Genomic DNA, 13,232 nt, shown 5'->3' with positions numbered 1-13,232 from the left:
CAATTACTATACTTTTTTATTCGAGTACAAAGGGGGAAACGATGTGAGAGAAGCAGTAATTGTCGCCGGTGCGCGGACACCTGTGGGAAGGGCAAAAAAAGGAACACTTCGTCATACGCGACCGGATGACTTAGGTGCACTGGTTGTAAAAGAAACATTAAAAAGAGCAAACCATTATGAAGGCCCGATTGATGATTTAATTATCGGCTGTGCAATGCCGGAAGCCGAACAAGGATTAAATATGGCAAGAAATATTGGTGCATTGGCAGGTCTCCCATATACAGTACCGGCAATTACCATTAATCGCTATTGTTCATCGGGATTGCAAGCAATTGCCTATGGCGCGGAAAAAATCATGCTTGGTGGGGCAGAAGCTGTCTTAGCCGGTGGTGCTGAATCCATGAGCATGGTGCCAATGATGGGACATGTGGTTCGCCCGAATGCAAAATTAGCTGAAACGGCACCGGAATATTATATGGGCATGGGTCATACAGCTGAGCAAGTTGCGGAAAAATACGGCATTACTCGGGAAGAACAAGATGCTTTTGCCGTGAGAAGCCATCAAAGAGCGGCAAAAGCGATTGCAGAAGGGAAATTCAATGAGGAAATTGTCCCTGTTGATGTCACTTTCCGCTCCGTCGATGAAAACAATAAACTCGTTGAAAAAACTGTTCAATTTACGACTGATGAAGGTGTTAGACCGGATACCACCTTGGAAGTTTTGGCGAAATTACGCCCGGCTTTCAATGTCAAAGGTACGGTTACGGCCGGTAATGCTTCACAAACAAGTGACGGTGCGGCAGCGGTTCTCTTAATGGATCGGGAAAAAGCAGAGGCAGAAGGGTTAAAGCCGCTTGCCAAATTCCGTTCTTTTGCAGTGGGAGGTGTGCCGCCGGAAATTATGGGAATTGGTCCTGTCGTCGCAGTTCCAAAGGCACTGAAACTGGCCGGGTTAGAATTGTCTGATATCGGATTAATTGAGTTAAATGAGGCCTTTGCTTCTCAATCGATTCAAGTGATTCGGGAATTAGGCTTAGATGAAGAGATTGTCAATGTCAATGGCGGAGCAATCGCTTTAGGTCATCCACTTGGTTGCACCGGTGCAAAATTAACGCTTTCTCTTATCCATGAAATGCGAAGAAGAGATGTTCAATTTGGTGTCGTTACAATGTGTATCGGAGGCGGAATGGGTGCAGCAGGTGTGTTTGAACTGCTGTAAGGAAATTGGAAACAATAAGAATATGAGAGTTGCTCCTTTCATATTCTTTTCAACTAAATATAACTTTTAGGGAGGAATTTTTCATGGCAAAATCTGTTGATGAAATTGTAAAAGGTGGTAGTTTTATAATTGAAGAAATCGGTCCGGATCAAGTATTTACACCGGAAGATTTTACAGAAGAACATTTAATGATTGCAAAAACAACAGAAGACTATGTTGCAAATGAAGTCATGCCTGTCGTAGAAAAATTGGAAAATCATGAGTTCGAAAACTCTGTGAAACTGTTAAAGCATGCCGGGGAACTTGGTTTACTTGGGACAGACGTACCGGAAGAATACGGTGGTCTTGGTTTAGATAAAATTACTTCTGCGCTGATTGCTGAAAAAATGTCTCGTGCCGGTGGTTTCTCGATTTCTCACGGAGCCCATGTCGGAATCGGATCATTGCCGATTGTTCTATTCGGTAATGAAGAACAAAAACAAAAATATTTACCGAAACTTGCATCCGGGGAACTGCTTGCCGCTTATGCATTGACAGAACCCGGATCCGGATCGGACGCATTAGGTGCAAAAACAACGGCAAAATTAAATGAAGCAGGTACCCACTATATTTTAAACGGTGAAAAACAATGGATTACCAATGCCGGCTTCGCTGATGTATTTGTCGTTTATGCTAAAGTCGACGGTGAAAAATTCACTGCATTTATTGTTGAACGCACATTCCCGGGCGTATCTACCGGTGCAGAAGAAAAGAAGATGGGAATTAAGAGTTCGTCCACTCGTACATTAATTTTAGAAGATGTTCCGGTCCCTGTTGAAAATGTTTTAGGTGAAGTTGGCCGCGGTCACGTGATTGCCTTTAATATTTTGAATATTGGCCGCTATAAATTAGGTGTTGGGGCAGTCGGCGGTTCCAAATCTGCATTTGAACTAACAGTAAAGTATGCCAAAGAACGGAAACAATTTAACCGTACAATTGCCAGCTTCAACTTAACCAAAGAAAAATTAGCGACATTAGCTTCTGAAATTTATGCCGCAGAAAGTTCTGTTTATCGCACAGTCGGCCTATTTGATGAAAGAATGGGCAGTTTTAGTGAAGAAGAAGCAAGAGACGGAAAAGCAATTGCCGCTTCCATTGCGGAATATGCCATTGAGTGCTCCTTAAATAAATTCTTCTCCACAGAGGTATTGGACCATGTTGTTGACGAAGGGGTACAAATCCATGGCGGTTACGGATTCATGCAAGAATATGAAATCGAACGGGCTTACCGTGATTCTCGAATCAATCGTATTTTTGAAGGAACCAATGAAATTAACCGTTTACTCGTCCCGGGCACCTATGTGAAAAAAGCAATGAAAGGTGAACTGCCTTTATTTGAAAAAGCACAAAGCTTACAAGAAGAACTTATGATGCTGATGCCGGAAGAACCGGGTGATGAACCATTAGCATTGCAAAAATATTTAGTCCGTAACGCAAAGAAAATCGCATTAATGGCAGCCGGTCTTGCAGTTCAAAAATTTGGAGAAAAACTGGAAGAGGAGCAAGAAATCCTTGTAAATATTGCTGATATCGTTTCCTTTACCTATGCGATGGAATCTGCAGTATTACGCACAGAAAAGGCGATTGCCCGTGACGGTTTAGAAAAGAGCAAACAAAAACTGCTTTATACAGAAATTTTTGCTCAAGCCGCCTTCAACCGAATCGAAGCGGATGCAAAAGAAACATTAATTGCTGTATCCGGCGGTGATACTCAGCGGATGTTATTATCTTCATTACGCAAATTAACCCGTTACACACCAATTAATGTGATTCCGAAAAAACGGGAAGCTGCAGATAAATTAATTGAAGCAGAAAAATATATTGTATAATGTGATATTAAACAATCATAATTAACAAAATTCATTCTCTTACATGTAAAACAGTTCATGGTGGGACGGATTCAAAGGTCAGGTCTTGTAACTATTTTTGCAAGATTTACTTGAAAGGATCCACTCACATGAACTGTTTTTTCTTTCCGGCTACTATTACACAAACTATTTTTCCTAAACAGGAGATTTACGAATCGGTAAAAGGCTGATTCTTTTCAAACTAACGCTACGTGCTATAATAGAAAAAGAAGGATTGTAAATGATAAGGTGGTGTTAAAATGTCGATAACATTTTATTGGTATCCGAACTGCGGGACATGTCGTAAAGCCAAAAACTGGTTAGATGCACACGGGGTTTCCTATAATGCTGTCCATATTGTGGAAAATCCCCCCAATCGTGATGAAATTGAGCAATTATATAAAAAAAGCGGGTTGGAATTGAAAAGACTTTTTAATACGAGTGGTCAAAAATATCGTGAATTGGGCCTAAAAGATAAAGTAAAAACTTTAGAAGAAGGGGAGCTACTTGATCTTTTAGCTTCTGATGGCATGCTTTTAAAAAGGCCGATTGTAACAAATGGTGAGAAAGTGACTGTCGGTTTTAAAGAAGAAGAGTTCGAAAAGGAATGGTTAAATAAATAGTTATTGTTCGCGTTAATTCGCGATGTGTGCGTGAACAAGTTTTAATAAGAATCTTAAGATAAATAGTCGTTTATTGTACGAGTTAATTCGCAATAAGTGATAACAAGTTCCAAAAAGAACGGGTAAATAAATAGTCGTTTACTTGTACTTTTAACAATCGCTTTTGTATGATAAATTTGTTCTATACATCATTTTTGGAGGGATTAGCATGGGAACAGCAAAAGATTTTCGTTTTTCCAAGGAGCATGAGTGGGTAAAAGTAGAAGGGGATAAAGTCCGGGTCGGTATCAGTGATTTTGCTCAATCAGAACTCGGCGATATTGTTTTCGTGGAACTTCCTGAAGTTGGAAAAAAATTACAGGTGAATGAGCCATTTGGAAGTGTGGAATCGGTAAAAACAGTTTCTGAATTGTATGCACCGATCAGCGGGACAATTGTTGAAGTTAATGAACAATTAACCGACAGTCCGGAATTAGTTAACGAATCTCCATATGAACAAGCTTGGATGGTTGTCATTGAACCGAAAGACCTTTCTGAATTAGAAACATTAATGAACGCCGACGAATACGATCAAATGATTAATGAAGCAAAATAAATGAGATACATATTTTGGAGGGCATCTGAGTTTAGATGTCCTTTTTTTAATTTTGTCAGGGGAAAATTGGAATTTCATGTACAATCTGATTCGTTCCTTTTATATGTTTCGCATACAGATAAAGGAAAATAGGGGGAGTCAAGCTAATGTGTTCTTCCTTTTTTCCCTATTCCTTCAATAATTTTTCAAAGTTGCATAGTAATATAAAAAGGAACATATTAGTTGTCTATCTTGTTGTTTCTTTGTATCATGTTGGATAGGTGATCGAAAATGGAGGAAGCTGTTGAGAAAGTTATAATTGTAGAGGGAAAATCGGATAAGAAAAAAGTACAAGAGGTAATAAATGAATCTGTAGAAATCATCTGTACAAATGGAACGATTGGGCTGAGCAAATTGGATGAACTAATTGATATGTTATATGATAAAGAAGTATTTGTGCTTTTTGATGCTGATGACTCAGGAGACAAATTGAGAAAACAATTCAAACGTGAATTTCCGGAAGCAAAACATATATACATTGATCGTACCTATCGGGAAGTTGCTTCAGCCCCGGAAAATCATGTTGCGACTGTTCTTTTACAAGCAAATATACAAGTACATTCAAAATATTTATTGTAATCTTAAGCCATATGGAAATAAGGGATGAATCAAATGGAACAATGGACTGGTGAAACATTTTACCAATATTTAAAGAGCGGGAAGAAAGGTGCCTTTTACTTATACACCCCTTTATGTGGTACTTGTCAAGTAGCAGGAAAAATGTTAGAAGTGATCACGAAATTATTGCCGGACTTACCGATTGGGAAAGCCGATATAAATTATTTACCGGAAATTGCGGAGACATTTTTTATCGAAAGTGTTCCCTGTTTAGTCCTCTTCAATGAACATCAAGTGAAAGAAAAAATTTATGCCTTTCAAGATGTTCCTTACTTATATGAAAAATTAAAAAAACTTTAATCCGATGCTGTCCTAAAAGGTTTATGTGAAATTGACAAAATAACCTTTTGAAAGGGCGGCTATTTTATTTTTTTTAAAAAAGGAGAATTTTAACATATAGAGAATTAATATAAATAGAGCCTGATTATGAACGTAACATTGCTACAAAACGGTACTCGGCTCAATATTGCTCGGGGGTATCTCAGTATGGTGGCTGTCGATAATTTTCTAAAGAGGATCAATCATCAACCGGTTGTTCGAATTTTAGTTCCGAACGAGCCGGTCACTGTTCTGATTCGGAACCGAAAAGACGCTTGTTATCTCATTTTTTCTAAAGACAAGGTTGAATTCATAAAGGAATATAATGGTGAAATAGATTGTGAGTTGTCAGGAGAGGAAAAGATGATTCAATCTATCCTTGATGGAAAAATACGGCTGCAAGAAGCAATAAAGTTACGTCATGTTCAAATTGAATGTAATTACCGAACAATGCTTTTGCTTGAATCATTTTTCTGGCTCCAACGGGTAGAAGGATAAGGAATCGATCGGGTTCGGGGGAATCTATTTGGTGGATAACCGGCTAGAGCGGGTGCGGTTCTTGGATAAATATATCCTAATTGGTGGATATAGTCGAAAAAGCCCGTGTTTCAAAAAAATGAACACCGCAATTACCGAGTTTTGGGGTTACCGAAAAAATTTAGTTGGAAATTTTTCATTAGTATATAAAAAAATCTTTATTGACTCAACTATTTTTTAATGATAATATGAATTTTATATTAAATAAAATAAATACTAGCGTCTAACTCTTATCAAGAGAGGTGGAGGGATGTGCCCGATGAAGCCCGGCAACCGTCAATTTTTTATTGAAATGGTGCCAATTCACACAAAGTTTAAAGACTTTGAGAGATAAGAGAAAGGACATTCGATTATATTCGCGTGCCTTTCTACTTATCAGTGTAGGAAGGCTTTTATTTTTAAACAAGAAATAAAATAATTCGTCTCACATTTTGATCATTTCCTACAAAAAGGAGAAGTTTAGACTGAAGGAGGGTGTGAAATGATCAATGTACAAAATATCACGAAAGTTTTCACAACCAAATCCGGGCCATTAACGGCTGTAAATCATGTGAATTTTACGATAGATGAGGGAGAAATCTTTGGAATCATCGGTTATAGCGGTGCCGGGAAAAGCACATTGATCCGTATGTTCAATGGACTGGAAACACCTACGGAAGGTTCACTCACCATTGCCGATAAAGATATTACAAATATTCGCGGGAAAGAATTACGCTTGGCCCGTCGAGAAATTGGTATGATTTTCCAACATTTCAATCTTCTCTGGTCGAGAACGGTACGCGGTAATATATCATTCCCACTGGAAATTGCAGGTGTTCCAAAGGCTTTAAGGGAAAAACGGGTAGAGAATTTAATTAAACTTGTCGGCTTAGAGGGTAGAGAAGATGCTTACCCATCCCAACTAAGCGGCGGTCAAAAACAAAGGGTCGGCATTGCCCGGGCACTCGCTAATAATCCAAAAGTATTATTATGTGATGAAGCAACATCAGCACTTGACCCGCAAACGACGGACGCAATTCTTGATCTGCTTGTGGATATTAACAGGAAATTAGGTTTAACGATTATTTTAATTACCCATGAAATGCATGTCATTCGAAAAATCTGTCATCGTGTGGCCGTCATGGACAGTGGAAAAATTGTTGAAATTGCACCTGTTCTTGATATATTCCGACATCCAAAAGAAGAAATTACAAAACGCTTTATTGGTCAGGTGACAGAACCGGAAGAAACGAAAGAGACAATTGACCATTTATTAGAGAAATATCCGGACGGGAAAATTGCAAAATTATCGTTTATCGGTGATGTAGCTGAACAAGCGATAATTACACGATTAATAAGAGAGCTGCCGGTTACTGTTAATATTTTGCAAGGAAAAGTATCACAAACACGAAACGGTGCCTATGGAACTTTATTTATCCATATTGAAGGAAATCCAAGTGATATTGAGGCGGCAATCGACTTCCTAAACAAAAATCAAGTCGGGGTGGAGGTGGTACAAAATGATTGAAACACTCTTCCCGAATGTTGATTGGGAAAAAGCCTGGGAAAAGACGGTTGAAACTTTATATATGACCGGGATCTCTCTTGTTTGGATTTTCATTATCGGTATTATTTTAGGATTATTACTGTTTTTAACATCAGAAGGAAATTTATGGCAAAATAAATTCATTAATTGGATCATCTCAGCAGTTGTCAACATCTTTCGGTCCATTCCGTTTGTTATATTGATTGTTTTACTTATTCCGTTCACGAGGGTATTAGTAGGCACCATGATCGGTATGGAAGCGGCATTACCGGCTTTAATCATTGGTTCCGCACCATTTTATGCAAGAATGGTTGAAATTGGCTTAAGGGAAATTGATAAAGGAGTCATTGAAGCTGCAAAAGCGATGGGGGCCAAGACAAGTACCATTATTTTTAAAGTATTGCTTCCGGAATCAATGCCTGCGATTATCTCCGGAATTACAGTTACAGCGATTGCGTTAGTCGGTTACACTGCGATAGCCGGTGTCATCGGAGCTGGCGGCTTAGGTGATTATGCCTATTTAGATGGATTTTCTCGTAATCAAAATGATGTAACTTTATTTGCAACACTATTAATCTTAATTATCGTATTTATCATCCAATTTATTGGAGATATAATAACAAAAAAAATTGATAAAAGATGAATGAGGGGGAAACCAAAATGAAAAAATTACTTACATTATTGTTCAGTACAATTCTTGTTTTCACTCTGGCAGCTTGCGGAGGGAAGGACGACAAAACAGCGGGTGAAAGTGACGGAGACAGTGGAAAGGATACAAAAACATTAGTCATTGGTGCAACGAATGAACCACATGCAGTAATTTTGGAAAAAGCAAAGCCGATTTTAGCTAAACAAGGGATTGATTTGAAAATTAAAACATTCAGTAAGTATGAATTAATTAATCCGGCATTAAAAGATAAAGATCTGGATGCAAACTTTTTCCAACATATTCCTTACTTAGAAGCACAAAATAAAGAATTTAACTATGATTTCGTCAATGCAGGCGGGATTCATATTGAACCAATTGGAATCTATTCCAAAAAATATAAATCATTAGATGAGGTTAAAGATGGGGCTACTGTCATAATGAGCAGCAATGTTCCTGATCATGGTCGTATCCTTACATTGTTTGAAGCAAAAGGATTAATTAAATTAAAGGATGGAATTAATAAATCGGAAGCAACCCTTGATGATATTGCGAGCAATCCGAAAAACTTGAAATTCGAATATGACTATGCACCGGATATGCTACCGACAATTTATAATAACGGTGAAGGTGATCTGGTCGTTATCAATTCCAACTATGCGCTTGATGCTGGATTAAATCCGGTTAAAGACAGTATTGCAATTGAAGACAGTGAATCTCCTTATGTAAATGTCATTGCAGTAAGAAAAGGCGATGAAAACAGAGAAGAAATTAAAGCTTTGGTAGATGTATTGCACTCTGATGAAATTCAACAATTCATACTTGATAAATGGGGCGGTTCAGTCGTTCCGGTCGACGGGGAATAAAAAGGAATCAAATAAACTTTTGAATAAGTACAAATAATTTGGACAGAAACTAAATGTAAAGTGAGCAATTGGTTCATCGTTTGTAAATTGAAAATATTGGGTGTAAAATGAGAGGGTCGGAATGTTTTCCGGTCCTTTCTTATAGTATAAGAAAGTATAAAAATACAGGTAAATAACTCGGGATCAGTTTTATTGTCTAGCTCCGGGCGCCAGCGACTAGCAAACTTCACTCCCCTCCACTACGATAAGTCAACATCGGCTCGTCCCTCGCCGTGTTTCCTTTATCTCATTGCGGGGCGCTCCAGTTTGTACGTCGCTAAGCGGGCGCTCTGCGCTTTTCTTAATAAATCCCCACGAAAATCCCCTTATCATTTATCCCAATTGATTCTCATTATCTGTAAAAAGGTATATAATAAATTTATATATACAATAAGTACTCAATCAGTTGATTCTAATTTGAATTTGCTATAAAATTAGAATGATAATAAATTGAGAATAACATCTTATATATAAATGGAGGTTAGCAAAATGGCAGGATCAACATTAGTCATTAAAGATTTACATGTAGCAATTGAAGATAAAGAGATTATCAAAGGACTTGATTTAGAAATAAAACCCGGTGAATTTCATGCGGTCATGGGGCCGAACGGTGCAGGTAAATCAACGTTAGCTTCAGCCATTATGGGCCATCCTAAATATGAAATTACAAGCGGTACTGTTACAATGGATGGAAAAGATGTTCTTGAAATGGAAGTCGATGAACGAGCAAAAGCAGGCTTATTCTTAGCAATGCAATACCCAAGTGAAATTAGCGGGGTGACAAATGCAGACTTTTTACGTTCAGCGATTAATGCAAAACGCGAAGAAGGTAATGAAATTCCGTTAATGCAATTTATAAAAAAACTAGATAAATCAATGGAGTATTTAGAAATGGATTTAAATATGGCTCAACGTTATTTAAATGAAGGGTTTTCAGGCGGGGAGAAAAAGCGTAACGAAATTCTTCAATTAATGATGCTTGAACCAAGTATTGCCATCTTGGATGAAATCGACTCCGGTCTTGATATTGACGCGCTAAAAGTTGTATCAAAAGGGATTAATGCGATGCGCAGCAATGACTTTAGTTGCTTAATTATTACACACTACCAACGTTTGCTGAACTATATTACTCCTGACTTCGTGCATGTGATGATACAAGGAAGAATTGTTAAATCAGGCGGCCCTGAATTAGCTCAACGTCTGGAAGCAGAAGGTTATGACTGGATTAAAAAAGAGCTTGGTATCGAGGACGAAATAGAAGTCGGATAATAAAGAATTGCCATAGTTAGGAGGATAAACATGACTACACAAGTACAATATCCATTCGATCAAGCCCTGATTGAATCATTTTCTGTACAAAATAACGAGCCTGATTGGTTTAAAAATTTACGTCTCGCTGCATTGGAAAAAATTGACGTATTACCGTTGCCTAATCCGGACCGGACAAAAATCGATAAATGGAATTTTACTCACTTTCAACAACACGCTCAGGCAAGCTCTGTCTATACTAATGTCGATGATCTTCCTGAACAAGTGAAGTCGTTGATTAATGTTGAAGGTGGTGTAAAAAATCTTTATGTTCAACATAACCAAACGGCCGGTTTTGTTTCTTTATCGGACGAATTGAAACAAAAAGGGGTTATTTTTACTGATCTATTAACGGCAGTTAAGGAACATGGAGATCTTGTTCAGAAATATTTTATGACGAATGCTGTGAAAGTTGACGAAAATCGGTTAACTGCTTTCCATACGGCTTTAGTAAACGGCGGAGCATTTCTTTATATTCCGCAAAACGTTCAAATCAATGAGCCGATCCAAACCATTTTTGTCCATGATAATGCGGATGCCCCACTGATTAACCATGTGTTAATTGTTGCGGATAAAAATAGTGCAGTAACCTATGTGGAAAATTATTTTTCATTAAATGATGAATTGGAGGGCATTGCCAATATCATTACAGAAGTGATTGCACAGGATAATGCCAATGTAAAATTTGGTGCAGTTGATACGTTGGCAAAAGGAGTCACCACCTATGTCAACCGACGCGGTTATGCTTGGCGGGATGCTCGAATCGAATGGGCTTTAGGATTAATGAATGACGGGAATACGATTTCTGATAATACGACCAATTTACATGGTGACGGTTCCTTTGCTGACACAAAAACAGTTGTTGTTGGTCGTGGGAAACAAATTCAAAACTTTACAACAAGAGTTATCCATCATGGAAAAGGTACGGAAGGATTCATTTTAAAACATGGTGTGGTTAAAGATAATGCCACCACAGTGTTTAATGGAATTGGCAAAATTGAACATGGCGCTTCAAAATCCAACGCCGAACAAGAGACACGTGTCCTTATGCTAAGTGATAAAGCACGCGGAGACGCAAATCCGATTTTGTTAATTGATGAAGATGATGTTATGGCAGGTCATGCTGCTTCGGTAGGCAGGGTTGATCCGACTCAACTTTATTATTTAATGAGCCGTGGTATTTCGAAAGCCGAAGCAGAACGATTGATTATATACGGCTTCTTGGCACCTGTTGTCAACCAATTGCCGGTTGAAGGGGTAAAAAAACAGTTAACAGAAGTTATTGAAAGGAAAGTAAAATGATGGATATCGAACGAATTCGTAAAGATTTTCCGATTTTGCACCAAAATGTCAATAATCATCCCCTTGTCTATCTGGACAGTGCGGCTACTTCGCAGAAGCCGTTATCGGTGATTGAAACATTAAATCAATACTATCGTGAATATAATTCCAATGTTCACAGAGGGGTTCATACACTTGGAACAAAAGCGACGGATGCTTACGAAGGTGCACGGGAAAAGGTAAAAAATTTCATAAATGCGAAGTCAACGAAGGAAGTCATCTTTACGAGAGGTACGACAACATCCATCAACCTTGTGGCAACTAGTTTCGGACGGGAAATTGTGAAAGAAGGTGATGAAATTGTGCTCACTTATATGGAACATCACAGCAATCTCATCCCTTGGCAGCAAGTGGCCAAAAAGACGGGAGCTACGCTAAAATATTTTCCGCTTCAAGAAGATGGTACGCTTTCTCTAGAAGAGGTTCGTCATACCATTTCGGAAAAGACAAAAATCGTCGCCATTACTTATGTCTCCAATGTTTTGGGTACAATAAATCCGATTAAGGAAATTGTTGAAATTGCCCATAGTAAAGGAGCCGTTGTTGTCGTGGATGGTGCCCAAAGTACACCTCATTTAAAAGTAGATGTCCAAGATTTGGATTGTGATTTTTATGCTTTTTCCGGGCATAAAATGTGCGGTCCGACGGGAATCGGTGTATTATATGGAAAAGAACATTTATTGGAACAAATGGAACCGGTCGAGTTCGGCGGAGAAATGATTGATTTTGTTGAATTGTATGATTCAACATGGAAGGAATTACCGTGGAAATTTGAAGGCGGCACCCCGACTATTGCCGGTGCGATTGGTCTGGGGGCAGCAATTGATTACTTAGAGTCCATTGGAATGAATGAGATTCAAAACCACGAACATCAACTTGCCGAATATGCGATCGATAAATTATCCGAAATCAACGGGTTGACGATTTATGGTCCAAAAGAAATAAGTAAACGTGCCGGAGTTGTAACATTTAACATTGATGGTGTTCATCCCCATGATGTTGCGACAGTCCTTGATACAGAAGGAATTGCCGTTCGGGCGGGACATCATTGTGCTCAACCGTTAATGAAATGGTTGAATGTAACGGCGACTGCACGGGCAAGCTTTTATTTATATAATACAAAAGAAGATGTGGATCGGTTGGCTATGGGGCTCGTCAAAGCAAAGGAGTTTTTCAGTGATGTCTTTTGAACAATTAGACGCGTTATACCGCCGTGTGATTATGGATCACTATAAAAAGCCTCGGAATAAAGGGGTTTTACCGGATGGAAATGTAACGATTGACATGAATAATCCGACATGTGGTGATCGTATTCGCTTAACAATGAAAGAAAAGGACGGCATTATTGAAGATGTAAAATTTGAAGGAGAAGGTTGTTCCATCTCCATGGCTTCTGCCTCAATGATGACTCAGCTTATAAAAGGAAAAGATATCAATACCGCCCTTAAATTATCCCGTATTTTTTCATTAATGGTCCAAGGAAAAGACTATGATGATGAACAGTTGGATTTAGGTGATATCGAAGCATTACATGGTGTTTCCAAATTTCCGGCACGAATTAAATGTGCGACACTTGCCTGGAAAGCAATGGAAAAAGGATTACTTTCGACTAATGAATAACAGGCAAAAATTTTCGTAGGAAGCACAACGAAATTATCGGACGAATGGAGGA

The 13,232-nt window shown here is 38.5% G+C and carries 14 protein-coding genes and 1 riboswitch; all 14 genes read left to right on the top strand.

Going from position 1 to position 13,232, the window contains the following annotated elements; translation table 11 throughout:
• Window positions 1–43 precede the first annotated feature (43 nt).
• The 14 genes from BT1A1_RS13570 to sufU all read left to right on the top strand — a co-directional run bounded on the left by BT1A1_RS13570 (window position 44) and on the right by sufU (window position 13,180).
• Window positions 44–1,219, top strand: coding sequence for an acetyl-CoA C-acetyltransferase (locus BT1A1_RS13570; RefSeq protein WP_034772189.1), 1,176 nt, complete (start codon window positions 44–46; stop codon window positions 1,217–1,219).
• An 83-nt stretch (window positions 1,220–1,302) separates the two neighbouring features.
• Window positions 1,303–3,087 (top strand): acyl-CoA dehydrogenase family protein, encoded by a 1,785-nt coding sequence (locus BT1A1_RS13565; RefSeq protein ID WP_034772182.1) that lies wholly within the window; start codon window positions 1,303–1,305, stop codon window positions 3,085–3,087.
• 278 nt (window positions 3,088–3,365) lie between these two features.
• A complete protein-coding gene (locus BT1A1_RS13560; RefSeq protein ID WP_034772179.1) occupies window positions 3,366–3,728 on the top strand; it encodes an arsenate reductase family protein in 363 nt (120 codons plus the stop codon).
• A 208-nt stretch (window positions 3,729–3,936) separates the two neighbouring features.
• Complete coding sequence (gene gcvH, locus BT1A1_RS13555; protein ID WP_034772176.1) at window positions 3,937–4,323, top strand: glycine cleavage system protein GcvH; 387 nt, start codon at window positions 3,937–3,939, stop codon at window positions 4,321–4,323.
• A 270-nt stretch (window positions 4,324–4,593) separates the two neighbouring features.
• Entirely contained in the window at window positions 4,594–4,941 is a 348-nt protein-coding gene (locus BT1A1_RS13550) for a toprim domain-containing protein (RefSeq protein ID WP_034772173.1), read from the top strand.
• Between the two features lie 33 nt (window positions 4,942–4,974).
• Window positions 4,975–5,280 (top strand): thioredoxin family protein, encoded by a 306-nt coding sequence (locus tag BT1A1_RS13545; protein ID WP_034772299.1) that lies wholly within the window; start codon window positions 4,975–4,977, stop codon window positions 5,278–5,280.
• 186 nt (window positions 5,281–5,466) lie between these two features.
• Window positions 5,467–5,796 carry an SCP2 sterol-binding domain-containing protein gene (locus tag BT1A1_RS13540; RefSeq protein WP_034772172.1) on the top strand — a complete coding sequence of 110 codons (330 nt, stop codon included), beginning with the start codon at window positions 5,467–5,469 and terminating at the stop codon, window positions 5,794–5,796.
• A gap of 266 nt (window positions 5,797–6,062) precedes the next feature.
• Window positions 6,063–6,172, top strand: a riboswitch (SAM riboswitch).
• 144 nt (window positions 6,173–6,316) lie between these two features.
• On the top strand, window positions 6,317–7,342 hold the full coding sequence (locus BT1A1_RS13530) for a methionine ABC transporter ATP-binding protein (RefSeq protein WP_034772167.1): 1,026 nt from the start codon (window positions 6,317–6,319) through the stop codon (window positions 7,340–7,342).
• Complete coding sequence (locus tag BT1A1_RS13525) at window positions 7,335–8,003, top strand: methionine ABC transporter permease (protein ID WP_034772165.1); 669 nt, start codon at window positions 7,335–7,337, stop codon at window positions 8,001–8,003. The genes BT1A1_RS13530 and BT1A1_RS13525 overlap by 8 nt, the downstream gene beginning before the upstream one ends.
• A gap of 17 nt (window positions 8,004–8,020) precedes the next feature.
• Window positions 8,021–8,872 carry a MetQ/NlpA family ABC transporter substrate-binding protein gene (locus BT1A1_RS13520; RefSeq protein WP_034772155.1) on the top strand — a complete coding sequence of 284 codons (852 nt, stop codon included), beginning with the start codon at window positions 8,021–8,023 and terminating at the stop codon, window positions 8,870–8,872.
• 528 nt (window positions 8,873–9,400) lie between these two features.
• Window positions 9,401–10,180, top strand: coding sequence for a Fe-S cluster assembly ATPase SufC (gene sufC / locus BT1A1_RS13515; protein WP_034772153.1), 780 nt, complete (start codon window positions 9,401–9,403; stop codon window positions 10,178–10,180).
• Between the two features lie 30 nt (window positions 10,181–10,210).
• Window positions 10,211–11,521 (top strand): Fe-S cluster assembly protein SufD, encoded by a 1,311-nt coding sequence (gene sufD / locus BT1A1_RS13510; protein ID WP_034772151.1) that lies wholly within the window; start codon window positions 10,211–10,213, stop codon window positions 11,519–11,521.
• Window positions 11,521–12,750 (top strand): cysteine desulfurase, encoded by a 1,230-nt coding sequence (locus BT1A1_RS13505; protein ID WP_034772149.1) that lies wholly within the window; start codon window positions 11,521–11,523, stop codon window positions 12,748–12,750. Before sufD ends, BT1A1_RS13505 begins: the two co-directional genes overlap by 1 nt.
• Entirely contained in the window at window positions 12,740–13,180 is a 441-nt protein-coding gene (sufU, locus tag BT1A1_RS13500; protein WP_034772147.1) for a Fe-S cluster assembly sulfur transfer protein SufU, read from the top strand. The genes BT1A1_RS13505 and sufU overlap by 11 nt, the downstream gene beginning before the upstream one ends.
• Window positions 13,181–13,232 lie beyond the last annotated feature (52 nt).

This window comes from Caldibacillus thermoamylovorans, from assembly GCF_000751775.1.
Lineage (GTDB): Bacteria > Bacillota > Bacilli > Bacillales > Caldibacillaceae > Caldifermentibacillus > Caldifermentibacillus hisashii.
This window is presented reverse-complemented; position numbering and strand designations above follow the sequence as displayed.